The sequence below is a fragment of the Myceligenerans cantabricum genome, assembly GCF_054777735.1.
This window is the reverse complement of the sequence record NZ_BAAHAJ010000004.1, coordinates 36,315-57,997: the sequence shown is the minus strand read 5'-3', so window position 1 is coordinate 57,997 and position 21,683 is coordinate 36,315. Positions and strand designations below refer to the sequence as shown.

Here is a 21,683-nt window from a genome sequence, read left to right as displayed (position 1 = left end):
AACGTACCGCACAAGATGTGATTCACACCCCTTGCGGTCGATAAGGTAGTGCCTGTGACCTCCGCTGCGCAGATGCCCTCGTCCGCGCCCGCGGCAGCAGTCTCAGCCGGGACAGCCACCCAGCAGGAGACGGAGCAGGATGCGGCGGGCCGGATTGCTGACCCCTGGATCACGATCGTGTGGAACGATCCGGTGAACCTCATGTCGTACGTGACCTACGTCTTCGAGAGCTACTTCGGTTATCCGCAGGCGAAGGCGCACCGGCTCATGATGCAGGTGCACAGCGACGGCAAGGCGGTCGTGTCCAGCGGGGGCCGGGAACGCATGGAGGTGGACGTGCAGGCGATGCACGGGTTCGGGCTGTGGGCGACGCTGCAGGAGTCCGGCGGGGCGCCGCGGGGAGAGGCATGACCCCGTTCCGTGCCATGCGGCGTGGCTACGAGTCGCGGATGGACCCGGTGGAGCGGGCCGTGCTCGCCCGCGTGGCGCGCGACGTCGCGACGATGGTCCGGGACGAGACGGGCCTGCCCGCCGCCGCACCGGTTCCGGACCCGAACGACGCCCCCGCGCCCCACACGGGCAGCACGACCCGTGTGTGGAACAAGGGTCTGCTCGCCCCCGACGAGATCACCGACGGAGACCTCGCGAAGCTGACGGGCATCTCCTCGGTCGGCCCGACACCGCAGGACCCGGCGGTGCGCCGGCTCCTGCCCGACGCGAGCACGGACGACGCCGTCGCGGGCGAGTTCCGCCGCCTCACGCAGAACGACCTGGCGCGCGAGAAGGCCGAGCGCCTGGAGAACTTCGCCGACCTGCTGGAGCCGCCGCCGTCGGACGAGGATCCCGAGCCCGACAAGGCACCGTGGCAGACGCTGGGCCGGCACGGCGCGCCGCCCCCGGTGCGGGTGCCACGGGACGAGGCCGAGGCGGTCGCGGGAGCGCTCGCCGACATGCGCCTGGTCATCGCCGAGCGCCTGGGCCTCGCGTCCGACGACGACGTCAACTCGCTGACCGACCAGGTGATGTGGGACCAGCAGCTGGGCCGGGAGATCCCGGTCGCGGCCGACGGGCGCGCCGCGCGGCGCTTCTGGTCCGGGGTGTTCGTCGCGGCGGGCTTCGCGCTGGAGACCCTGATGGAGGTCATGATCGCGGACCTGCGCGGACGGCCTCGGCCTCCCGAGGGCCGCGCCGAGGACAACTGACCCGCGGCACGCGGCCGCCGGGACCGTGTGAGCACCTACACGGTGTAGGTCGCTCCCGGCTGGGCCAGCCTGACGTCGCCGTCGTAGACGTCGCGGGCCTCCGCGAGCGTGACGCCCGGCTCGTTCCACACCGGCAGGTGCGTGAGCAGCAGGCGCTTCGCGCCCGACTCGTGCGCCACCCGCCCGGCCCGCCTGCCGGTCAGGTGGATGCCCGGCTCCACGTGGTCGTCCCGCCCCTCGACGAAGGCCGCCTCGCTGAGCAGCAGGTCGGCGTCGCGGGACAGCGCGACGACCCCCTGGCAGTAGTCCGTGTCGCCGGTGTACGCGATCACCGCGCGCTCGTCGGGCCGCAGCGTGCTCGGCCCGGTCACGCGGATCCCCCAGGACTCCTCCGGGTGGAACACCCGGTGCGCCGCCAGGGTCAGCGGCCCCACCTGCACGGGTACCTCGGGCTGCCAGGCGCGGAAGTCGTAGTCGGCGGCCATGGTCTCGCCGTCGCTCAGCCCGTAGGAGCGCGCCGCCTGGGCGGCCGTCGTCGACGGGGACCAGACCGGTAGCTGCTTGCCCTTGCCCGCGCGGGCCGACCCGTGGTCCGGGTGGTACCGCAGGTACACGTACATGCCGGACAGATCGGCGCAGTGGTCCGGGTGCAGGTGGGAGATGGCGACGGCGTCGATGTCGAACGGGTCGACGGCGCGTTGCAGCGCGCCGAACGCGCCGTTGCCGAGGTCCATGACGACGGTCCAGTCGCGCGCCTCGTACCCGGCCGCGGCGGCCTCCGTCGCGGAGACCTGCACGAGGTACGACGACGCCGGCGAACCCGGCCCCGGTCCCGAACCCGAGACCCCGAGAGTGATCAGGCGCATCAGACGGCCTCCATGCGGGAGACCTCGGGGCCCAGGAAACGGTGCGCGAGCGGCTGGACGGCGTCGGGCGTGCCGGTCGTGAGGAACGCGTGGGCGGGAGGTCCCGCCTCCGGGTTCCGCTCCAGGTCGTGCTCCACGAGCTTGCGGAACACGTCCTTGGCGGTCTCGTCCGCGCTGGAGACGAGCGTGACTCCCTCGCCCATCACGTAGCTGATCGCCCCGGTGAGCAGGGGGTAGTGCGTGCAGCCCAGCACCAGAGTGTCCACGCCCGCGTCCTTCACGGGGTCCAGGTACTCGCGGGCGTACTTCAGGACCTCCTCGCCGGACGTCTGCCCCTCCTCGACGAGGCGCACGAACTCCGGGCACGCCTGGGTGGTGATCTCCAGGTCCGGGGTGACGTGGAACGCGTCGTCGTACGCGAGGGACTCCACGGTCGCACGCGTGCCGATGACGCCGATGCGGCCGGAGCGGCTGGTGCGCACCGCGGCCCGTGCCGCGGGGAGGATGACCTCGACCACCGGGATGCCGTGGCGCAGCGTGTACCGCTCGCGAGCGTCGCGCAGCGCGACCGACGACGCCGTGTTGCAGGCGATGACCAGCATCTTCACCCCGTCGGACACCAGCCGGTCCATGACGTCGAGCGCCATCGCGCGGATCGCGCCCAGGGGCTTGGGCCCGTACGGGGTGTTCGCGTTGTCGCCGAGATACCGGACCTGCTCGTTCGGTAGCTGGTCCAGGATGGCGCGCGCGACCGTGAGGCCGCCGAGGCCGGAGTCGAAGATGCCGATGGGCGCGTCGTTCACGGTGCGATGCTAATGGGCCGAATGTGTCCTATCCGTTACCCGCGCCACCCGGCATGGGTGACGCCTGCCACGTTTGCCGAGGCCAGTCGTGGACGCCGGCGTCCGAGCACCGCGCCTGCCGCGGGTGTCGGTGGCTCCGCGTAGGCTGCTCGCGTGACTATCAGTACCTCCGACATCACGCGCGCCGACGGCCGCGCCATCGATCAGCTCCGCCCCGTGAGGATCACCCGTGGGTGGCTCGACCACGCCGAGGGGTCCGTGCTCGTGGAGTTCGGGCGCACCCGGGTGCTCTGCGCGGCGTCGTTCACCGACGGGGTGCCGCGCTGGCGCAAGGGCTCCGGCGAGGGCTGGGTGACCGCCGAGTACGCGATGCTGCCCCGCTCCACGAACACGCGGGGGAGCCGCGAGTCGGTCAAGGGCAAGATCGGCGGCCGCACGCACGAGATCTCGCGCCTGGTCGGGCGGTCCCTGCGGGCCGTCGTCGACATGTCGGCGCTGGGGGAGAACTCGATCGTGCTGGACTGCGACGTGCTGCAGGCCGACGGCGGCACCCGCACCGCCGCGATCACCGGTGCCTACGTGGCGCTCGCCGACGCCGTCGCCTGGGGGCAGCGGCACGGCCACATCGCCTCGCGCGGCAAGCCCGTGCTGACCGACTCCGTGGCGGCCGTGTCCGTGGGCATCATCGACGGCACCCCGATGCTCGACCTCCCCTACGAGGAGGACGTGCGCGCCGAGACCGACATGAACGTCGTGGTCACCGGCAGCGGGAAGTTCGTCGAGGTCCAGGGCACGGCCGAGGCCGCGCCGTTCGACCGCGCCGAGCTGGACACGCTGCTGGACCTGGCGGTCGCGGGCGCGGCGGACCTGACGCGGCTGCAGACCGAGGCCCTGGCGCAGGAGCTCGACGCGTGACGACCGCCGACGGCGGTGCCGGGCGCGGCTCGGCCCGTGGCCGAGCGGCGGCCGGGGACGTCGGGAAGATTCCGGTCGCCCCGGCGGTCGTCGCCGATGTCGTCGCCATCCTCGCGTTCTCGATCGCCGGGATGAGCGCCCACGGCACGCTGCTGCTCCAGCTCGGCCGGGTCGCCTGGCCGTTCGCGGTCGCCGCGGCGGTCGGCTGGGCCTGGACGCGCGCCTGGCAGGACCCGTCCCGGCTGTGGCCGGTGGGTGTCGCGGTCTGGTTCACCACGGTCGCGCTCGGGATGATCCTGCGCGTCGCGACCGGCGGCGGCTTCGCGATCTCGTTCTTCCTGGTGACCGCCGGGTTCCTCGGGGTCACGATGCTGGGCTGGCGCGTGATGGTGACGGTGGTGCGCCGCAACGTGGAACGGCGGGAGGCGCGATGAGCCCCGCTCGGCTGGTGCTGGCGACCCACAACCGGAAGAAGCTCGTGGAGCTGCGCGCGATCCTGGGCGAGGCGGGTGTCTCGCTGCCCGACGGCGGGCTCCTCACGTCCGGGGAGGTCGGTGCGCCGGAGCCGGTGGAGGACGGCGTGACCTTCGCGGCCAACGCCCTCATCAAGGCCCGCGCCGTGTGCGCGGCGACCGGGCTTCCGGCGGTGGCCGACGACTCCGGCCTGGCCGTCGACGTGCTCGGCGGCTCGCCCGGGATCTTCTCCGCCCGCTGGGCGGGCCGGCACGGTGACGACCAGGCGAACCTCGACCTGCTCCTGGCGCAGGTCTCCGACGTTCGTCCGGAGCACCGCGCCGCCGGGTTCGTCTGCGCGGCAGCCCTCGTCACCCCGGACGGGACGGAAGAGGTCCGCACGGGCGAGATGCGCGGCGTCCTGACGAGCGCGCCGCGCGGCACCAACGGCTTCGGCTACGACCCGGTCCTGGTTCCCGCCGAGCAGGCGGCGGCGCCGGGTGGCGCCCCGGGCAGCCGCACGGCCGCGGAGCTGGACCCGGCGGAGAAGAACGCCATCAGCCACCGCGGCAAGGCCTTCCGCGCCCTGAGCCCCGTGATCGTCGCGGCCCTGTCCCGCGGGTAGAAGGCCGGGCGTCTCAGGACGCCGATTCCGGGATCTTGTAGCCGGCGAACGCGGCGGCCACCTGGTACTCGTCCAGGCCGAAGCGCTCCAGCGTGTACTTGTGCCCCTTGTGGTGCGGGCGTTCCTGGGCCGTCGCGATGTTCGCCGCGTCGGCCTCGGTCCACGCCATGTCGAGCCGCTCGAACACGCCGCGCATCATCTTCTCCGGCTCCTCGACCAGGTCGTTGTAGGTGACGTCGATGACGTCGTCACCGAACCGCTCGCGCTGCGCGAGTGCCCGCTCCACGCCCCCGGACAGCATCTCCAGCCACTCGGCGCCGATCGCGTCGAGGTCCACGTGGCCCCGCTTGTAGTGCATGGTGCGCAGCACCTCGGACATCGAGCAGCCCGACGCCAGCGCCTTGCCGGGCGCGCGGTGCGTCCACACGAACTTGGCGTCGGGGAAGGCGTGCCGGATCTCGGGCATGCGCCACAGGTTCGCGGGATGCTTCAGGATCCACCGCGCCGGCTCCTGGCCGTAGGACAGCACCTGCAGCGCGTCGCGCAGCAGCAGGTAGTCGTCGGTGAGGTCGGCACCGGCCAGGTACTCGCGATACGCGGGCACCGTCGACGCGGAGCTGTGCATCTCGGAGTGGTCGCGGAGGAAGAAGTCCTCCTCCTCGGCGGTCGCGATCAGCGGGTGCACCTGCGACCAGTCGGGGCTGAGCCGGTCCATGATCGAGAGCCGCTTCGTGGTCCGCTCGATGGTCCTCGTCCGCTCCGCGGGGTCCTCGACGGGCAGACCGAGGTTGAGCATCTCCCACAGCAGCGGGCCGCGGTTGCCCGGCGAGCGCGCGATCAGGTTGTAGGTGAACGTGGTCCCGGTCCGGGGGAGCCCGACCACGAAGACGGGGGCCTGCACGGGCTCGTCCTTGATCGCCGGGTGCTTCGCCTGGAGGTCCCGGACGATCGCGCGGTTCCGCAGCCGGTCCTGGATCCCTTGCTGCACGGTCGTCCAGCCGAACGGTCCCAGATCGGGGTTCGCGGCGTGCGCCCGCAGGAGCAGGCGCATCGGCTCGACGGCCTCGAGGTCCGCCGCGCCGAGGGGCTGACGCCCTTCCTGCGCCCCCGCCAACAGCTTGTCGAAGGCGGCGTCGGGATCCTTGCGAGTGCGGTACCCCGGCAGCAGAAGCACGTTGAGGACGTGAAGCATGGGCGTGGCTTGGGACATGAGCCACATACTGCCTATATGCGCAGGTCAATACAAGGGGGATGATTCGGGGGCGTCAGGCTCCGAGGCGTCGTCGCAGTTCGGCGGCCTGCCGGCGCGACACCTCGACCCGGCTGCGCTGCCGGTCGTTCATGACGCAGGCGAGCGCGCCCTTGAAGTCCGGCACCAGCTCGCGCACGTGGTCGAGGTTCACGAGGTACGAGCGGTGCGTGCGGAAGAAGTGCCCGTGCAGCCGCCGTTCGAGCTCGTTCAGCGAGAACGTGACGAGGAACCGCTCGTCGGTGAGCTTGAGGTACGAGTAGCCGCGCGCCGCGCTCGCGTAGACGATCGCGCGCTGGTCCACCAGCACGGTCCGGCCGTCCTTCTGCACCGGGACCTTGGCCAGCGGCTCCGGCAGGTCGCGCCGGTCGCCGCCCGACGACGCGGAGGACCCGCCCCGGCCGGCATGCTGGCCGGGCTGCCCCTCGGCGCGCTGCCCGCCGGGCGTGCCCGTGCCGTCGTCGGACCCGGGCTGGGTCAGCGCCCGCTCCACCGCGCGGGCGAGCCGGGCGGCGTCGAACGGCTTGACCAGATAGTCGGCGGCCTCCAGGTCGAACGCCGCGACCGCGTGGTCCGGGTGAGCGGTCGTGAACACGATCCGCGGCGGCCGGGGGAGCCGGCGTGCGGCGGCGGCGACGTCGAGCCCGCTGGTGCCGGGCATACGGATGTCGAGCAGCACCAGGTCGTACGGGATGTTCTCGAGGAGCTGCAGCGCCTCGTCGCCGTTCGCGGCCTCGCCCACGACCTGGACGTCGCCGCGCTCCTCCAGCAGGTACCGCAGCTCGGCCCGGGCGGGTGCCTCGTCGTCGACGATCAGCGCGCGCGGGCGGGATTCGTCGTCGTGCACGAGCTCAGCGTAGTGGGACGCGCAGGTCCACCACGGTTCCGTGCTGCGGCGTGGAGCGGATGTCCAGCGAGTAGCGCTCCCCGAACAGGGTCGTGAGGCGCTGCGAGATGTTCCGCAGCCCGACGCCGGTGTGCTGGGAGCTCGCGGCCGCGGTGTGCGGGCCGTCCAGTCCTTCCAGCACCTCGGGCGGCATGCCGACGCCGTCGTCCGACACCCGGATCGACGTCGTGCGCGTCAGCGGGTCCACCCGCGCCCGCAGCGTCACCGTGCCGCCGTCCACCTTGTCGGACAGCCCGTGCTTCACCGCGTTCTCCACGAGCGGCTGGATGGTCAGCACGGGGACGTGTGCGGTCAGTACCTGCGGGTCGATGTCGTACCGCACCCGCAGCCGGTCGCCGAAGCGGGCCTGCTCCAGCGTGATGTAGGTGCGCACGAAGAAGTACTCCTGCGCGAACTCCGCCAGCTGCCCGTCCTGCCGCACCGCGTAGCGGAAGAAGTCGCTCAGCCGCAGCAGCAGCGCGCGGGCCTCCTCCGGGTCCGTGCGTGACTTCGACGCGATCGTGTTCAGCACGTTGAACAGGAAGTGCGGGTTGATCTGCGCACGCAGCGCGTGCAGGCGGGCGTCGGCCGACAGCTCGCGCTCCCGGTCCGCCTCGGCGAGCTCGAGGTGCAACGACAGGATGCCGGCCATGTCCTCCACCTGCCCGCGCCCGGCGGGCTCGGACCCGGTGCGCAGCACGACGAGCGCACCCACCACCCGGTCGGCGACCATGAGCGGCGCCGCGACGGCCCCGGCGAGCGGACAGTCGGGGTCGCCGCAGCCGATGTCGGCGGTGCTGCGCGACGTGGCCGTGCGCCCCGTGCGGATCGTCTTGCGCGTCACCGAGGCCTGCACCGGGCCGCCGGTGCGGTGGTGGTCGTCGCCCGGCCCGACGAACGCCAGGATCCGTTCGGTGTCCGTGATCGCCACGGCGTCACCGCCGAGCAGGGGCCGCAGCAGGTCCGCGGTGCGGCGGGCGGCGTCGGCGGTCAGGCCCGACCGCAACGGCATGGTGCGGCCGCCCGCCACGATGCTGTACGTCCGCCCCCGCCGCGGCTCGGGCCGCCGGCGCGGCTCCGGCCCGCGGCGCAGCCCCGTCGCCGAGCGCGGCCCGCGCAGCGCCGACGGGTACCCGAGCACGACCGCGATCGTGACGACGGTCCCCGCCACGACGGTCGTGCCGACCCCGAGCGGCGGGCCCACGATCACCTGCGTGACCACGTACACCACCGCCCAGGCGGCCGCGATCCCCCCTGCGAGCAGGATGCTCCCCGAACGCATCTCTCAGTCCCCCTTCTGTCGGCCCCGCCGGCCGCGGCGTGCCGGTCCGGCACGCTTTCCGCGCGAGTCGTCGTCCCGGCCGAGGCCGGCGATGGTGAGTTTCGCGAGCCGCTCCGCCTGCCGGTCCGCGGCCGTGCCGTGCAGCACCGTCCAGTGCCGGTCCACGTCCGCGGGCGGCGTCGTCACCCGCGACACGAGCATGCAGACGGCGGCGGCCAGCGGCGCCGCGACGAGCGTGGGCGTCATCAGCATCTCGCCGAGCCCCGGGCCGATCGGCAGGATCCCGAGCACGAACATCCCGATCGACGCGCACCCGCCGGTGAGCATGCCCGCGATCGCGCCGGCCGCCGTCGTCCCGCGCCACCAGATGGCGAGCACGAACACCGGCGTGAGCGCCGACCCGGCGATCGCGAACGCCCACGTCACCATCGCGGCGACGATGGACGGGACCGCGGGCGCGAGGTTGTCGGGCTGCAGCACCATGGCCATCCCGGCGGCGGCCAGCGCGACGACGGCGGTGCTCGCCCGGCCCGCCCACACGGCCTGGCGCTGCGTGGCGTGCGGGTTGACGTGCCGCTCGTACACGTCGTGCCCCCAGGACGCGGCGGCCGCGAGCAGCAGCCCGGCGATCGTGGACATGACGGCGATCAGCGCCCCGGCCGCGATCACGGCGAGCCCGATGTCGCCTCCGTACAGGCGCCCGAGCACCGGCAGGGCGTGCTCCGGCACCCGCAGCACCCCGTCGGTGGTGAGCGCTGCGAGCCAGGCGTGCTCGGCGGCGGCCTCCGCGATCCGCTGCCGGGCGGCGGTGCCGAGCATCACCGCCAGCGCGTAGAAGAGGCCGGCGAGCCCCAGCACCCACACCGTCGTCATGCGCGCGGCGGTGCCGGTAGGGCTCGTGAAGTACCGGTTCATCACGTGCGGCAGCCCGGCCGTGCCCATGACGAGGGTGAGGATGAGCGCGAACTGCGCGAGCGGGCCGTAGGCCGCGCCCGGCTCGCCGAACGTCGCGTCCGTGCCGGGGTCGATCTGGTTGGTCTCGACGTGCAGCTCCCAGCCGGTCGGCCCCGGGACGGGGTTGGCCAGGGGCTCGGCCGAGAGGTCGGAGACCGCCTCGGGATAGCTGAACCCGGAGCCGACGACGGCGAGGGCGAGCCACACCAGCGCGCCGAGCAGCACGAGGAACTGGATCGCCTGCGTCCACGTGGTGCCGCGCATCCCGCCGAACGCGACCAGCGACGCGACGAACAGCGTCGAGAGCAGCACCCCCGTCCCGTACGGGTCGAGCCCGGGCAGGCCGTGGCCCACGAGGAGCTGCCAGGTGATGCCGCTGCCCACGGCCTGCGGGATGAGGTAGCTCAGGATCACCACCTGCACCACGCCCACCGAGACGAGCCGGACCCGCTCGGACCCGAGGCGCCGGCCGAGGAAGTCGGGGATCGAGAACTCGCCGAAGCGGCGCAGCGGGGCGGCGACGAACAGCAGCACCGGCACGAACCCGGCCGCGAAGCCGACGGCGTACCAGACGCCGTCCAGACCCGACACGTACACGGCCGCCGCCACGCCCAGGAACGACGCCGCGGAGAAGTAGTCGCCGCAGATCGCCAGCGCGTTGGTCGCCACCCCGACGCGCTGGCCGGCCAGGTAGAAGTCCACGGTCGAGGCGCCACGCGGCCGCATCAGCCAGGCGACCAGCACGAGGGTGCCGACCAGGAGCACCAGCGCGGTGGCGCCGGCGGGGGTCACGGAACGTCCTCGTCGTCCTCGGCGGTGTCGCCGGTGCCGGCGTGCGCCCCGCCGAGCATGCGGGCCTCGACGGCCGAGGAGAGCGTGGCCGCGGCCAGGCCGACGGCCAGGAAGAACGCGTACAGCCCGAACGCCGCCATGGCGAATCCGGGGCTCATCCCGCCGTCGATCCGCGCGCCCGACCACCAGCCGAGCGTGAGGGAGAGGGCGGGCACGCCGAGCACGGCGGCGAGGAAGAGGACGAAGTGCCAGACCGCGGCACGGCGCAGCGTCCGGAACGCGGCGTCGACCTCCGCGGGGGTGTCGTGCTCGTCCACGTCGAGGTGGATGCCGGCGTCGTCCATGGGGTCAGTGTGGCCCGGATACGACGGCCGCGGGCACGGACGGGCTCAGTCCCGGACGCGGTACAGGCGCCAGCCCGTGGCCAGGACGACGACGGCGCCCGCGCCGACCAGCACCAGCCCCTCGCCGGCCCAGACGTGCCACCAGGCGTCGGTGGCGGCGACGGTGCCGCCCAGCTTCACCGCCTGCCAGGCCACGAGGAACGCGACGGGCAGCCCGGCCACCGCGCAGTGCACGATCGCCGAGACGCGGTGCGGGATCACGGCCCCGGAGAAGAGGAGCAGGCCGAGGCAGGCCGTCAGGATGCCGCCACCGCCGTAGCCGGGGAGGTTGCCCGCCGCGGTGCGGACCCAGGGGAGCATCGAGCCCACGAGGATGCAGAGCGCGCCCACGATCATCATCGTGCTGCCAGGGTGGAAGATCCCGCGGCGCGTGGCCGGCGGGGAAGCGCTCGACGTCGAGGACATGCAGCCGATCGTAGGCCACCGGACCGGCGCCGCAGGAGGCCCGGGGCGGTGTCGGGTGACGCCGGCCCCGCGAGCGGGCCCCTGTGCCGGTCGAACGGTCGGTCTCGTCCCGCGAGCGGCCTGGGGGGCCCGCACTGCCCGCTGGTGTACCGCACAGGACCGTTCGCGGGGCCGCGACCGCCGTCGGGCAGCCTCGCTCTTGCAGGTCGTACCCGGGAACCACTTGGCTCAACGTGGGGAAAGGTGTGACCCGGGCCACGCTGGAGTCCCCGGGCCCGGACATCCGGCATGGGCCGGATCGAGACGCAAAGGAGCGCAACATGTCCGACGACGTCGTGACACCGGACGGTGGATCGCCGCCCTCCGGTGCCGAGGCCAACGGGTGGCGGAAGGAATACTGGCGCAAGAATCTGCGGCTCATGGTCGTGCTGCTGATCGTCTGGTTCCTCGTCTCGTTCGGCTGCGGGATCCTCTTCGTGGAGCAGCTCAACGAGATCGTGATCGCCGGCTTCCCGCTCGGCTTCTGGTTCGCCCAGCAGGGTTCGATCTACACGTTCATCGTGCTGATCCTGATCTATGCCGTCCGCATGGACCGGCTCGACAAGGAGTACGGCGTGCACGAGCGCGACCACGACGGGGGGCTGACATGAGCGAGACACAGGTCTGGGCGCTCGTCTTCGTCGCCCTGAGCTTTGCCGTCTACATCTACATCGCCTGGCGCAGCCGGGTGCGGGAGACCAAGGGCTTCTTCGTCGCCGAGCAGAACATCCCGGCGATCGCCAACGGTGCCGCCGTCGGCGCCGACTGGATGTCCGCGGCGTCGTTCATCTCGATGGCCGGCCTCATCGCCTTCCTCGGGTCGGACGGCTCGATCTACCTGATGGGCTGGACCGGCGGCTACGTGCTGCTGGCGCTGCTGCTCGCGCCGTACCTGCGCAAGTGGGGCAAGTTCACCGTCCCGGAGTTCGTGGGCGACCGGTTCAGCGAGACGGTGCGGTCCGTGTCCGCGGTCGTCGCGATCATCGTGTCCTTCACCTACGTGGTGGGGCAGATGGCCGGCGGCGGCATCGTGTTCGCGCGGTTCCTGGAGATCCCGCAGGCCGGTGGCGTCGCCATCGCGGCGGCGGTCATCTTCACCTACGCCGTGTTCGGCGGCATGAAGGGCATCACCTGGACCCAGGTGGCCCAGTACACGGTGCTCATCGTCGCGTACCTGATCCCGGCGTGGGCCGTCGCGTACATCACGACCGGCATCCCGGTCCCGCAGGTGTCGTTCGGACAGATCCTGGCGGAGCTCAACGCGCTCCAGAAGGAGTTCGGCCTGGACGTCTACACCGAGGCGTTCACCGCACGCCCCCAGATCGACGTGTTCCTCGTGACCATGGCGCTGATGATCGGTACGGCAGGGCTGCCGCACGTGATCATCCGCTTCTACACCACGAAGTCGGTGCGCGGGTCGCGCTGGTCGGCGCTGTGGGCGCTGGTCTTCATCGCCCTGCTGTACACCACGGCCCCGGCCGTGGGCTCCTTCACCAAGCTGAACCTGCTCCAGGGCGTGCAGGGGCAGGCGGTCGACGCGCTGCCGCAATGGGTGCAGAACTGGCAGGCGACCGGACTGGTGTCGGTCAGCGAGACCTCCGAGACGGTCAACTCGGTCACCAACAACGCGGACGTGTTCGCCGAGGGCGGCGCCGACCTCCTCGTGAACAACGACATCCTGGTGCTCGCCAGCCCGGAGATCGCGGGCCTGCCCGCGCCGGTCGTCGGGCTCGTGGCCGCCGGTGGTCTCGCCGCGGCGATGTCGACGGCGGCGGGCCTGCTGCTGGTCATCTCGTCGTCCGTGTCGCACGACCTGTACTTCCGGTACGTGGACCACCACGCGTCGGAGGCACGGCGGCTCGGCGTGAGCCGGATCGCGATGGGTATCGCGGTGCTGGTCGCCATCTACTTCGGCATCAACCCGCCGGCGTTCGTGGCCCAGGTGGTCGCCTTCGCCTTCGGACTCGCGGCGTCCACCTTCTTCCCGATACTGGTGCTCGGCATCTTCTGGAAGCGGGCGAACGCCGCGGGTGCGGTGTCCGGCATGCTGGCCGGCCTCGTGTTCACGTCGAGCTACATGATCTACACGCTCGAGGTGTTCGGGACGTCGGCCCACGATCACGTCATGGGCATCAGCCCGGAGGGCATCGGCACCATCGGCGCCCTGCTCAACCTGATCGTCACCGTCGTGGTCTCCCTGGCCACGAAGCCACCGAGCCCCGAGGTCCAGGAGATGGTCGAGTCCATCCGCTACCCCTCGGAGCGCGAGGAGACCCCCGCGGGCTGAGAAGACCCCCACCCGGGTCTGCGGCGGTCCCCCCTGCCGCCGCAGACCCACCCCTGACGCCCGGCGGCCGGTGAGCGGACCTCCGGGCGGCGATGAGACGGACCAGCCGGCCTACCGACCGACATACCGGTCTGCACACCCGCTCGTCCTGTCGGACGGCAGGCTGGTCCGTCTCATCGCCGCCCGGGCGTCCTCCACCGGCCGTCCGGCGTCCCCCACCCGGCCCGTCACCATCCGTCTAAGGTTCTCCCCATGCACCTCGCCGCGGACGAACTGGCTTTCTCCTATCCCGGGCGGGACGTCCTGCGCGGGGTCGGCGTCACCGTGAACGACGGGACGCGGCTCGGCATCGTCGGTGAGAACGGGTCCGGGAAGTCCACGTTCCTGCACCTCCTGGCGGGCCGGCTCGACCCGACCGGTGGCGAGGTCCGGCGCGACGGCAGCGTCGCGCTCGTGGAGCAGGAGCTGCGGGCCGCGCCCGGGCAGACCGTCGGCGACCTCGTCGCCCAGACCCTCGACGGGCTCCGGCGGGCCACCGCCGAGCTCGAGGCCGCGGCCGCCGCCTTCGACCACGAGACCGGCGACCTCGCCGAGCTCCAGCGCACCCTCGCCCGCGCGGAGCACCTCGCCGCCTGGGACGCCGACCGCCGCGTCGACGTCGCGCTCACCCGGCTCGGCGCGCCCCGTGACCTCGCGCGGCGCCTCGGCGAGCTCAGCGTCGGCGAGCGCTACCGCGTCCGGCTGGCCTGCCGACTCGCGGAACGCACCGACCTGCTGCTCCTCGACGAGCCCACCAACCACCTCGACACGAGCGCCATCGAGTTCCTCACCGGCGAGCTCGTCGCCTGGCGCGGGGGAGTGGTCGTCGTCACGCACGACCGTGAGCTGCTCGACGACGTCTCCACCGCCATCCTCGACCTCGACCCCTCCTGGGACGGCAAGCCCGTCCTCTACGGGCAGCCGGGCTACCTCGCCTACCGGTTCGCCAAGAACCAGGCCCTGCACCGCTGGCGGCAGCGCTACCGGGCCGAGCGCCGGCGCGCGGCCCGGCTCGCCGAGGCGCTGGACTCCTCCTACGAGGGCCTGTCCGACGAGTGGCGCCCGCCCAAGGGTTCCCAGAAGCACCGGAGGGCCACCCGCGCCCGCATCCACGTCAAGGCTGCCGACCGGCTCGTCCAGAAGCTGGAGGCGGAGGCGATCGAGGTGCCCGTCCCGCCGCCTGCGCTCGTGTTCCCGGACCTGCCGGCGATGTCGGCGGGCTGGGACCCCGCGGAGCCGCTGGTGGAGGCGCGGAACCCGCGGGTGGTGGTGGCCGGAGACGGTGGCGGGCCGCCCGGCGCCGACGGAGGCCGGGAGCCCCGTGCCGACGGTGCGCCTCCGGGCGTCGCTCCCGGTGCGCCCCGGGACGCCCGGGTGGCTCGGGACGCCGGCGTGACCGGCCCGGCGACCTCCCCCCGGCATCCCAAGAAAAGTGTGCCAAGCGTCCTGCTGGACCTGCCGGGGACCCGGGTGGCGGTGCCGCCGTCGGGCCGGCTGCTGATCACCGGGCCGAACGGCACCGGCAAGTCGACGCTGCTGCGGGTCCTCGCGGGGGAGTCGCGGCTCGACAGGGGAACCCTGGGTTCCCGGGAGAGTGTGCGCATCGGCGTCGTCGGGCAGGAGAGCCCGGCGCTGACGACGCAGGCGGCGCGGCGGACCGGCTTCGAGACGGCCGCGGACGAGGCGCTCGCCCTGCTTGCCGCCGGGGAGCTCGACCCCGACCACGTGGTGCCCGTGGCATCGCTCGGACTGCTGTCGGAGGAGGACCTGGACCGCCCGCTCGGCGAGCTGTCGGTGGGCCAGCGCCGCCGGTTCGAGCTGGCGCGGGCGCTGCTGCACGTGCCGCACCTGCTCCTGCTCGACGAGCCCACCAACCACCTGTCGATCGACCTGGTCGACGAGCTGACCCGGGCGCTGGTGACGACCCCGGCCGCGGTGGTCGTCGCGACCCACGACCGCCGCATGCGCGAGGAGCTGGCGGACTGGCCCGAGCTCACCCTGGCCTGAGCCCTCCCAGCCCCCACGACACCCCCGCGCGACCACACCGTGCTGCGTGGTGGATGCGTTCCCACCCCGTCGGAGGGCCTGGTCGGCGCCCGCTGGAGGCTGCGGGCGCAGGCCGGGGCCGGGAGGTGCGCGCCGGGGGTCAGCGGATCGTCGTGCCGCGCTCGCGGCCCAGGTGGCCGCGGATGGTGGTGGCCAGGTCACGGAGGTCGAGGTCGGCGCGGTCCACCGCGGTCTCGTCGAGAGTGACGCCCAGGAGGTAGCGGCCCGAGCCGTGGTGCACCTCGACGACGAAGACCGCGCCCTTCTCGACGTCGAGCACGAGCCGCAGCACCCGGCCGGAGTCGAGCTGGACGAAGTCGTCGTCGAGCAGCTCGACGAGGGCGCGCAGCCCTTCGCCGTAGCGCTCGTAGACTCGCCGGTGCTGCTCGGCGTCGGCGAGGCCGAGGAGCGGCGCGAGCGCGGGGTCCTCGAGCACGTCGACACGGAAGGTGCCCTTGCCCCGCGTGTGGTACTGCAGGTAGTGCAGGGTGTCCGGGGCGAGGCGGGCGCTGCACAGGGCGACGACGCCGTCGGTCTCCGCGCCGTAGGGCCGCAGGGCGTGGTGCACGACGTACGCCGCGCGGGCCTGCACCTCACGGGCAGCCCGGTCCTCGGCCTGCCGGGCGCGCAGGCGGCCGAACCGGTCGATGCCGAACAGCAGGACGCTGATCCCGCCGAGCACCCCGACGAACAGCGCGCCGCGCCGCCAGCTGAAGTCCTCGTTCAGGAGTGACGCCATGCCCAGCTCGACCAGGAACGGGAGCGTCAGAGAACCACCGAGCCCGGTGGCGACCTTGCCCGCGAACTTCGTGTGCATCCGCCTCCCCGTCTGCGAGTGCCGTGAGGCACCTGGGAAGTTATACCTCAACCAGGTCATCTCGGGCAGGCAGCGCCACACCTCGCGCCGTCGTCGACGGCGGTCCGCGGTCCGTCAGGGGAGGCGGCCCACGTGGGACATCGCCTGCTTGACGAGCATGCCCTGGCCGTTCATCATCTCCGCCAGCACCGTGTCGGCGCAGGCCTCCTCCGGCGTCATCCAGGCGAGGTCGAGCGCGTTCTGCTGGGGGCGGCAGTCGCCGGTCACGGGCACCACGTAGGCGAGCGACACCGCGTGCTGGCGCGGGTCGTGGTACGGGGTGATGCCGGGCGTGGGGAAGTACTCCGCGACCGTGAACGGCTGTGGCGACGGCGGCACCTGCGGCAGCGCCACCGGGCCGAGGTCCTTCTCGATGTGGCGCAGCAGGGCGTCCCGCACCCGCTCGTGGTACATCACGCGGCCCGACACCAGCGCACGCGTGATCGCTCCCTGGGTGTCGACGCGCAGCAGCAGGCCGACGGCGACGACGTCCCCCGAGTCGTCCACCCGGACCGGCACGGCATCCACGTAGACGAGCGGGAGCTGCGCGCGCACGACCGCCAGGTCCTCCTCCGTGAGCCAGCCGGAGGTCTGGGAGTCGTCGCGGTAGAAGTCGTCGGCGGGGTAGTCCGCGGTGTCGGTCACGGACCCTTTTCTACCAGGGTCGGGTGCATCGGGCCGGAAAATCCGCGGTCCGCGGACGGTACGACGGCGTGTCGCGCGACGCCGCGTGCCGTGCCGGGCATCTCTCACGAACTGTGCGGTCCGGTCAGGTGGGCCGAGAAGCCCCGACCCGGCCATGGTCGGCCATGGTGACCATGTACCTCCTGCGTGGCGGCTGCGGTCCCACGCCGCAACATGGCGTGGTCGTCGGATCGACGGGGTCGTCAACCTGGCGTGGTCGGGCGGCTCGGTGTGGTGCCGGCGGGGCGCGCTGGGGGTGAGCGATGAGTCCTGCCCGCAGTCCCGCACCGAGCGCGGCTCCCTGCCGCTCCCCGGAGGGCGACCCGGCGCCAGGCCTCCTGTCGCGTGCCGCTACTGTCGCTCACGAGGGCGTTCGAGCGAGCGCGCCGGACCGCACCGGACCGCACCGCACCGGACCGCCGGACCACACCGGACCACCGGACGAGGAGACCGTTCCCATGGCAGATCCCCTGACGTCGGCCGAGCGCACCGCCTGGTTCCGTCGCGACCACTTCGGGATGTTCATCCACTACGGGACGTACGCCGTGGCCGGCCGTCAGGAGTGGGTCAAGTACTTCGAGCGGATCGACGACGACGCGTACCGCCGCTACGCCGACCGGTTCGATCCCGACCTGTACGACGCGCGGGCGATCGCTCGCCTGGCCCGGGAAGCGGGCCAGCGGTACGTGGTGCTCACGGCCAAGCACCACGAGGGCTTCTGCCTGTGGGACACCGCGACGACGGACTACTCGCTGCCCCGCACCCGCGGCCGGGACCTGGTCCGGGAGCACGTCGAGGCGCTGCGCGCCGAGGGCCTCCGGGTCGGGCTGTACTTCTCGCTGCTGGACTGGTCGCACCCGGACTACACGGTCGACTGGTCGCACCCGCTGGGGAACCGGCCCGATGTCGAGGACCTGAACGCGGGCCGTGACCTGGGCCGCTTCCGGAGCTACCTGCGCGAGCAGCTCCGTGAGCTGCTGACGGGGTACGGCGAGATCGACTACCTGTTCGTCGACTTCACGCAGCCGGCCGTCCGGGACGGGCTGCCGGGCAAGTCGGCGAAGGACTGGGACGCGGAGGGCTTGCTGGCGATGTGCCGCGAGCTGCAGCCCCGCATGATCGTCAACGACCGGTTCGGCCTCCCGGCGGACCTGGTGACCCCGGAGCAGTACCAGCCGGTGCGGCCCGTCGAGGTCGACGGCGAGCGCGTGCTGTGGGAGGCGTGCCAGACGATCAACGGCGCCTGGGGCTACGACCGCGGGAACCTCGACGACAAGAGCCCGGAGCTCATCGTGCGGATGCTGGTCGAGACGGTCTCGCTGGGCGGCAACCTGTTGCTCAACGTGGGCCCGACGGCGCGCGGTGAGATCCCGGAGCGGCATGCGGGCATCCTGCGCGAGGTCGGCCGCTGGATGCGCCGTCACCAGGACTCGGTCTACGGCGCCGGACCAGCCGACGACGTCGAGGCACCCTCGGGCGTGGTCTACACACGGCGTGGCGACACGCTCTACGCGCACGTGCTCGCCTGGCCGTTCAAGACCCTGTACCTGCCCGGGCTGGCCGACCGGGTCTCCTTCGCGCGCCTCCTGTCCGACGGCACGGAGATCGTCATGGATGCCGCGTCCCAGGAGCCCGAGGAGTCCCACCTCCACGCGGCGGCTCCGCCGGCAGGCACCCTGACGCTCACCCTCCCGGTCCGTCGGCCCGACGACCTGGTCCCCGTCATCGAGCTCACCCTGACAGGGTCTGACCGCTGAGGCCTTGCGCCCGGAAACGACGAGACGGCCCGGCCTGCCGAAGCAGGCACGGACCGTCCGTCCTCGAGTGCGCCATCAGGGACTCGAACCCCAAACCCGCTGATTAAGAGTCAGCTGCTCTGCCAATTGAGCTAATGGCGCCCGTCGCCACCTATGATCGCACGCCCACTGCCGCCGACGTGACCACAGGCAGGGCCGGGACGGAAGCCCCAGCCCGGGGTGCGGGGGCTGCTGCCCCCACAAACTTCAACGAGACGACCCGGCCTACGAAGTAGGCACGAGCCTTCACCGTCGAGTGCGCCATCAGGGACTCGAACCCCAAACCCGCTGATTAAGAGTCAGCTGCTCTGCCAATTGAGCTAATGGCGCGCAACGGAGAGAAACACTACCAGGCGGTCCGGTCGGACTCACAACCGAATGGGACGTGACCTGCACGACAGCCCGGTCCCCAGCGGCAGCGGGCCGGCAGCGGGCCCGGGCGCGTGCCCGCGCGGGCCCGCCCGATGTCCGATGCCGCCCTACAGGTACAACCCCGCGCCGCCCTCGTCGTCGTCCACCGTGTGCACGCCGTGCACGTCGCGTTCCCGCAGCAGGACGTAGTCGGTGCCGCCGAGATCGACCTCGGCACGGTCCTCCGGGTCGAACAGCACGCGGTCACCCACGCCGACCTGCCGCACGTGCTCGCCCGCCGCGACGACGTTCGCCCACGCGAGCCGCTTCGGCCCGGCCGCCGTGGCCGGGATGACCAGCCCGCCGGTGGACTGCCGCTCGGACTTGTCCGTCTCCGGCTCCACGAGGAGCCGGTCGTGCAACATGCGGATCGGAAGGTGGGCCGACGACGGGACCTGCCCGCTCGCCACCGGGTTCTTGACTGCGTCGCTCACGCCCCCAACGCTACGCGACCCACCCGAGCGGTGAGTGCACCGTGACGGTCGGGCCGGCGCCGCCCGACCCGCCCGGATCCGTGCCCCTGCCGGTCCGGGGCCGGCAGGGGCGTGGGTCGCGGCGGGCGCGCTAGCGTGGGGGGATGACCACATCGCTCGCGCCCGGCGACAAGGCGCCCGACTTCGACCTCCCGACCGCCGGCGGCGGTTCCGTCTCCCTCACCGGTCTCCGTGCGGAGGCCTCCGAGGGTGTCATCGTCTACTTCTACCCGGCCGCCTCCACGCCGGGGTGCACCAAGGAGGCGTGCGACTTCCGCGACTCCCTGGCAGCGCTGCAGGCGGCCGGTTACGCGGTCGTCGGGGTCTCGCCGGACAAGGTTGCGAAGCTCGACACGTTCGCCGACGCCGAGTCCCTCACCTTCCCCCTCGCCTCCGACGAGGACCACGCCACGCTCGAGGCGTACGGGGCCTGGGGCGAGAAGAAGAACTACGGCAGGACGTACGTTGGCGTCATCCGCTCCACGGTGGTCGTCGCGCCCGACGGCACTGTCGCGCTCGCCCAGTACAACGTCCGAGCCACGGGCCACGTCGCCCGCCTCCGCAAACACCTCGCCCTCGACGCCTGAGCGACCCCACCCGCCGCACGCGATCGGTCCTACCGTGAGTGATCGGCAGATTGAACTGCCGATCACTCACCGAGCGGCCGATCACTCACCGAGCGGCCGACCGCGGCGACGGCCGGTCAGGCTGCCTCCACCTCCGGTTCGCCGACCGGCTCGGCTCGCCGCATACACTGTGGTCCGCGCGCGAGTGGCGTAATTGGCAGCCGCGCCAGGTTTAGGTCCTGGTGTCTTCGGACGTGCGGGTTCGAGTCCCGCCTCGCGCACCTGCTCGGGTCAGCCCTGACCCGGACCGGGCTCCCGCGTCACAACGTCGCCGCCGCGAGCGCGTCCTGCTGACCGTCCAGCGTGATCTCGATCCGGTCCAGGTCCGTCAGCGACACGGCCGACGACGCGCCCAGGCCCGTCGTCGTCCCCCCGGCCCACGCCCACGTGGCCGCGACCGTGCGGCCCCCGTCGCGGCCGACCAGCACGAGCTCGTACCTGATCGGCTCCCGCGGCACGTACGTCCCGCCCGGGGGATCGTCCTGCCCGGGCGCGGGCGGGTAGTGGCAGCGCCACTCGAGCTTCGTCCCCCAGGCGGTCGGCGTGACGACCACCTGGGCGCGCATGTCCGTCTCGCCCACGGGGTGCAGGACGACGGTCCGGGCGCTCGCGACGGTGGACGACGACGCCGTCGTGCCGGCGTCGTCCGAGAATCCGGCCGGGCCGAGGTCACCGAGCGCGGAACCACCGACCGCCGCGCCGAACACCAGGGCGGACGCGGCCACCGCTCCCAGCGTCCGTCGCCGGCGCCGGGACCGCCGTGCCGCGTGGGCGAGGCGCGCCAGCGGGACCACCGAGGCCGGGCCGGGTCCGTCGACGCCGGCCGGACCACCGGGGCCGTCGTCGGACAGCTTCGCCGCGTCCGGCTCGTCCGCGATCATCCGCTGCGCCTGCGCGGGGGACACGGCGCCCAGGAGTCCCGGCATCCCGGCGAGCTCGGCCACGGCGGCGCGGCACGCGTCGCACGCGGCCAGGTGCCGCTCGTAGGCGTGGCGCTCGCTCGGGCTGAGGGCGCCGAGCACGTACGCCGCGTCCCACTCGGCGTAGTGGTCGCCGCCGTTCGTCTCGGTCGGCACCGTCATGACGTGACTCCTTTCTCCTGCAGCGCCAGGCGCAGCGCGCGCAGGCCGTAGTGCAGACGCGACTTCACCGTCCCGGGCGGGATGCCGATCTCGGTGGCGAGCTCGGCCACCGAGCGGCCGCCGTAGTACGCACCCACGACGACCGCTCGATGGTCCGGCGAGAGCGACACCAGCGCGTCGGCGACGAGCCACGAGTCCAGCACCGCCTGGGTCCGGTCGCGCTCGTCGCGGTCGGGCACGGAGGCGGTGGCGTGCTCGCGGGTGCGGCGCGCGCTGCGCAGATGGTCGACGACGAGGTTCCGCGCGACCGTGAACAGCCAGGCACGCACCGCCTCCTCGGACCGTTGGAGGACCTCGGGATGCCGCCACGCGCGCAGCAGCGTCTCCTGCACGACGTCGCGTGCCTCCTCCTCGTCGTCGGTGCGGCGCACGACGTACCGGTACAGCGCGCCGGCGTGCGAGTCGTGCACCGCTTCGAGGAGCTCATCCTCTGTACCCACGGGCAGAT

Annotated in this window: 23 protein-coding genes and 3 tRNA genes; 11 read left to right on the top strand and 15 right to left on the bottom strand. The window is 72.8% G+C overall.

Translation table 11 applies throughout. The features are described 5' to 3' along the window. The first annotated feature begins 72 nt into the window (after nt 1-72). Together clpS and ACYU96_RS02590 are read left to right on the top strand one after the other, a co-directional pair. On the top strand, nt 73-411 hold the full coding sequence (clpS, locus tag ACYU96_RS02595) for an ATP-dependent Clp protease adapter ClpS (RefSeq protein WP_460749651.1): 339 nt from the start codon (nt 73-75) through the stop codon (nt 409-411). After that, the gene (locus tag ACYU96_RS02590; protein WP_460748815.1) at nt 408-1,202 is read left to right on the top strand and encodes a DUF2017 family protein; all 795 of its coding nucleotides are present in this window, start codon (nt 408-410) and stop codon (nt 1,200-1,202) included. The genes clpS and ACYU96_RS02590 overlap by 4 nt, the downstream gene beginning before the upstream one ends. Before the next feature lie 35 nt (nt 1,203-1,237). On the opposite strand, the gene ACYU96_RS02585 is transcribed toward ACYU96_RS02590, so the two are convergent. Together ACYU96_RS02585 and murI are read right to left on the bottom strand one after the other, a co-directional pair. Then, entirely contained in the window at nt 1,238-2,068 is an 831-nt protein-coding gene (locus tag ACYU96_RS02585) for an MBL fold metallo-hydrolase (protein ID WP_460748813.1), read from the bottom strand. Next, complete coding sequence (gene murI, locus ACYU96_RS02580) at nt 2,068-2,871, bottom strand: glutamate racemase (protein WP_460748812.1); 804 nt, start codon at nt 2,869-2,871, stop codon at nt 2,068-2,070. The genes ACYU96_RS02585 and murI overlap by 1 nt, the downstream gene beginning before the upstream one ends. Nucleotides 2,872-3,024: 153 nt before the next feature. Here murI and rph point away from each other — a divergent pair, with 153 nt between their 5' ends. The 3 genes from rph to rdgB are packed head-to-tail and all read left to right on the top strand — an operon-like array spanning nt 3,025 to nt 4,864. Continuing rightward, a complete protein-coding gene (gene rph, locus ACYU96_RS02575; protein WP_460748811.1) occupies nt 3,025-3,786 on the top strand; it encodes a ribonuclease PH in 762 nt (253 codons plus the stop codon). After that, nucleotides 3,783-4,220 carry a DUF3054 domain-containing protein gene (locus ACYU96_RS02570; protein ID WP_460748809.1) on the top strand — a complete coding sequence of 146 codons (438 nt, stop codon included), beginning with the start codon at nt 3,783-3,785 and terminating at the stop codon, nt 4,218-4,220. The genes rph and ACYU96_RS02570 overlap by 4 nt, the downstream gene beginning before the upstream one ends. Further along, complete coding sequence (gene rdgB, locus ACYU96_RS02565; RefSeq protein ID WP_460748808.1) at nt 4,217-4,864, top strand: RdgB/HAM1 family non-canonical purine NTP pyrophosphatase; 648 nt, start codon at nt 4,217-4,219, stop codon at nt 4,862-4,864. The genes ACYU96_RS02570 and rdgB overlap by 4 nt, the downstream gene beginning before the upstream one ends. 13 nt (nt 4,865-4,877) lie before the next feature. Here the strand turns inward: rdgB and ACYU96_RS02560 are convergent, their stop codons facing one another. From ACYU96_RS02560 to ACYU96_RS02535, 6 genes are read right to left on the bottom strand one after another with little or no spacing between them, the layout of a single operon-like run. Next, a complete protein-coding gene (locus ACYU96_RS02560; protein ID WP_460748807.1) occupies nt 4,878-6,074 on the bottom strand; it encodes a sulfotransferase family protein in 1,197 nt (398 codons plus the stop codon). 55 nt (nt 6,075-6,129) lie between these two features. After that, nucleotides 6,130-6,960, bottom strand: a complete 831-nt coding sequence (locus ACYU96_RS02555; protein WP_460748805.1) for a LytR/AlgR family response regulator transcription factor — start codon at nt 6,958-6,960, stop codon at nt 6,130-6,132. A gap of 4 nt (nt 6,961-6,964) precedes the next feature. Further along, nucleotides 6,965-8,281 (bottom strand): sensor histidine kinase, encoded by a 1,317-nt coding sequence (locus ACYU96_RS02550; protein WP_460748803.1) that lies wholly within the window; start codon nt 8,279-8,281, stop codon nt 6,965-6,967. A 3-nt stretch (nt 8,282-8,284) separates the two neighbouring features. Beyond that, nucleotides 8,285-10,027 carry a solute symporter family protein gene (locus tag ACYU96_RS02545; RefSeq protein ID WP_460748801.1) on the bottom strand — a complete coding sequence of 581 codons (1,743 nt, stop codon included), beginning with the start codon at nt 10,025-10,027 and terminating at the stop codon, nt 8,285-8,287. Beyond that, the gene (locus tag ACYU96_RS02540; protein WP_460748800.1) at nt 10,024-10,371 is read right to left on the bottom strand and encodes a hypothetical protein; all 348 of its coding nucleotides are present in this window, start codon (nt 10,369-10,371) and stop codon (nt 10,024-10,026) included. The genes ACYU96_RS02545 and ACYU96_RS02540 overlap by 4 nt, the downstream gene beginning before the upstream one ends. A gap of 45 nt (nt 10,372-10,416) precedes the next feature. Continuing rightward, on the bottom strand, nt 10,417-10,836 hold the full coding sequence (locus ACYU96_RS02535) for a hypothetical protein (protein ID WP_460748798.1): 420 nt from the start codon (nt 10,834-10,836) through the stop codon (nt 10,417-10,419). A 320-nt stretch (nt 10,837-11,156) separates the two neighbouring features. Here ACYU96_RS02535 and ACYU96_RS02530 point away from each other — a divergent pair, with 320 nt between their 5' ends. From ACYU96_RS02530 to ACYU96_RS02520, 3 genes are all read left to right on the top strand, one after another. Beyond that, nucleotides 11,157-11,486 carry a DUF4212 domain-containing protein gene (locus ACYU96_RS02530; RefSeq protein ID WP_460748797.1) on the top strand — a complete coding sequence of 110 codons (330 nt, stop codon included), beginning with the start codon at nt 11,157-11,159 and terminating at the stop codon, nt 11,484-11,486. Next, nucleotides 11,483-13,162 (top strand): sodium:solute symporter family protein, encoded by a 1,680-nt coding sequence (locus tag ACYU96_RS02525; protein WP_460748795.1) that lies wholly within the window; start codon nt 11,483-11,485, stop codon nt 13,160-13,162. The genes ACYU96_RS02530 and ACYU96_RS02525 overlap by 4 nt, the downstream gene beginning before the upstream one ends. 252 nt (nt 13,163-13,414) lie before the next feature. Further along, complete coding sequence (locus tag ACYU96_RS02520; RefSeq protein WP_460748793.1) at nt 13,415-15,208, top strand: ATP-binding cassette domain-containing protein; 1,794 nt, start codon at nt 13,415-13,417, stop codon at nt 15,206-15,208. A gap of 139 nt (nt 15,209-15,347) precedes the next feature. On the opposite strand, the gene ACYU96_RS02515 is transcribed toward ACYU96_RS02520, so the two are convergent. Then, nucleotides 15,348-16,064: a hypothetical protein gene (locus tag ACYU96_RS02515; protein WP_460748791.1), complete on the bottom strand. Its 717-nt coding sequence runs from the start codon at nt 16,062-16,064 to the stop codon at nt 15,348-15,350. A gap of 114 nt (nt 16,065-16,178) precedes the next feature. After that, nucleotides 16,179-16,748 (bottom strand): NUDIX hydrolase family protein, encoded by a 570-nt coding sequence (locus tag ACYU96_RS02510; protein WP_460748789.1) that lies wholly within the window; start codon nt 16,746-16,748, stop codon nt 16,179-16,181. Between the two features lie 497 nt (nt 16,749-17,245). On the opposite strand from ACYU96_RS02510, the gene ACYU96_RS02505 reads away from it, so the two are divergent. Continuing rightward, nucleotides 17,246-18,544 (top strand): alpha-L-fucosidase, encoded by a 1,299-nt coding sequence (locus ACYU96_RS02505; protein WP_460748788.1) that lies wholly within the window; start codon nt 17,246-17,248, stop codon nt 18,542-18,544. Nucleotides 18,545-18,612: 68 nt separating this feature from the next. Here the strand turns inward: ACYU96_RS02505 and ACYU96_RS02500 are convergent. The 3 genes from ACYU96_RS02500 to ACYU96_RS02490 form a co-directional block, all read right to left on the bottom strand. Next, nucleotides 18,613-18,685 (bottom strand) — tRNA-Lys (locus tag ACYU96_RS02500). Nucleotides 18,686-18,840: 155 nt separating this feature from the next. Beyond that, a tRNA-Lys gene (locus ACYU96_RS02495) sits at nt 18,841-18,913 on the bottom strand. 149 nt (nt 18,914-19,062) lie between these two features. Next, a complete protein-coding gene (locus tag ACYU96_RS02490) occupies nt 19,063-19,359 on the bottom strand; it encodes a GroES family chaperonin (RefSeq protein WP_460749648.1) in 297 nt (98 codons plus the stop codon). A 212-nt stretch (nt 19,360-19,571) separates the two neighbouring features. On the opposite strand from ACYU96_RS02490, the gene ACYU96_RS02485 reads away from it, so the two are divergent. Both ACYU96_RS02485 and ACYU96_RS02480 read left to right on the top strand, forming a co-directional pair. Continuing rightward, entirely contained in the window at nt 19,572-20,054 is a 483-nt protein-coding gene (locus tag ACYU96_RS02485; protein ID WP_460748786.1) for a peroxiredoxin, read from the top strand. 178 nt (nt 20,055-20,232) lie between these two features. Next, nucleotides 20,233-20,314, top strand: a tRNA-Leu gene (locus tag ACYU96_RS02480). A gap of 39 nt (nt 20,315-20,353) precedes the next feature. Here ACYU96_RS02480 and ACYU96_RS02475 read toward each other — a convergent pair. Beyond that, nucleotides 20,354-21,175: an anti-sigma factor family protein gene (locus tag ACYU96_RS02475; protein ID WP_460748784.1), complete on the bottom strand. Its 822-nt coding sequence runs from the start codon at nt 21,173-21,175 to the stop codon at nt 20,354-20,356. Next, nucleotides 21,172-21,675 carry a sigma-70 family RNA polymerase sigma factor gene (locus ACYU96_RS02470; protein WP_460748782.1) on the bottom strand — a complete coding sequence of 168 codons (504 nt, stop codon included), beginning with the start codon at nt 21,673-21,675 and terminating at the stop codon, nt 21,172-21,174. Before ACYU96_RS02470 ends, ACYU96_RS02475 begins: the two co-directional genes overlap by 4 nt. Nucleotides 21,676-21,683: the final 8 nt, after the last annotated feature.

What these genes read in the sequence shown, in the direction of transcription:
- clpS (WP_460749651.1), top strand. Translation starts at nt 73, where the DNA reads ATGCCCTCGTCCGCGCCCGCGGCAGCAGTCTCAGCCGGGACAGCCACC.
- ACYU96_RS02590 (WP_460748815.1), top strand. Translation starts at nt 408, where the DNA reads ATGACCCCGTTCCGTGCCATGCGGCGTGGCTACGAGTCGCGGATGGAC.
- ACYU96_RS02585 (WP_460748813.1), bottom strand. Translation starts at nt 2,068, where the DNA reads ATGCGCCTGATCACTCTCGGGGTCTCGGGTTCGGGACCGGGGCCGGGT.
- rdgB (WP_460748808.1), top strand. Translation starts at nt 4,217, where the DNA reads ATGAGCCCCGCTCGGCTGGTGCTGGCGACCCACAACCGGAAGAAGCTC.
- ACYU96_RS02560 (WP_460748807.1), bottom strand. Translation starts at nt 6,074, where the DNA reads ATGTCCCAAGCCACGCCCATGCTTCACGTCCTCAACGTGCTTCTGCTG.
- ACYU96_RS02550 (WP_460748803.1), bottom strand. Translation starts at nt 8,281, where the DNA reads ATGCGTTCGGGGAGCATCCTGCTCGCAGGGGGGATCGCGGCCGCCTGG.
- ACYU96_RS02540 (WP_460748800.1), bottom strand. Translation starts at nt 10,371, where the DNA reads ATGGACGACGCCGGCATCCACCTCGACGTGGACGAGCACGACACCCCC.
- ACYU96_RS02535 (WP_460748798.1), bottom strand. Translation starts at nt 10,836, where the DNA reads ATGTCCTCGACGTCGAGCGCTTCCCCGCCGGCCACGCGCCGCGGGATC.
- ACYU96_RS02530 (WP_460748797.1), top strand. Translation starts at nt 11,157, where the DNA reads ATGTCCGACGACGTCGTGACACCGGACGGTGGATCGCCGCCCTCCGGT.
- ACYU96_RS02525 (WP_460748795.1), top strand. Translation starts at nt 11,483, where the DNA reads ATGAGCGAGACACAGGTCTGGGCGCTCGTCTTCGTCGCCCTGAGCTTT.
- ACYU96_RS02520 (WP_460748793.1), top strand. Translation starts at nt 13,415, where the DNA reads ATGCACCTCGCCGCGGACGAACTGGCTTTCTCCTATCCCGGGCGGGAC.
- ACYU96_RS02515 (WP_460748791.1), bottom strand. Translation starts at nt 16,064, where the DNA reads ATGCACACGAAGTTCGCGGGCAAGGTCGCCACCGGGCTCGGTGGTTCT.
- ACYU96_RS02505 (WP_460748788.1), top strand. Translation starts at nt 17,246, where the DNA reads ATGGCAGATCCCCTGACGTCGGCCGAGCGCACCGCCTGGTTCCGTCGC.
- ACYU96_RS02490 (WP_460749648.1), bottom strand. Translation starts at nt 19,359, where the DNA reads ATGTTGCACGACCGGCTCCTCGTGGAGCCGGAGACGGACAAGTCCGAG.
- ACYU96_RS02485 (WP_460748786.1), top strand. Translation starts at nt 19,572, where the DNA reads ATGACCACATCGCTCGCGCCCGGCGACAAGGCGCCCGACTTCGACCTC.
- ACYU96_RS02475 (WP_460748784.1), bottom strand. Translation starts at nt 21,175, where the DNA reads ATGACGGTGCCGACCGAGACGAACGGCGGCGACCACTACGCCGAGTGG.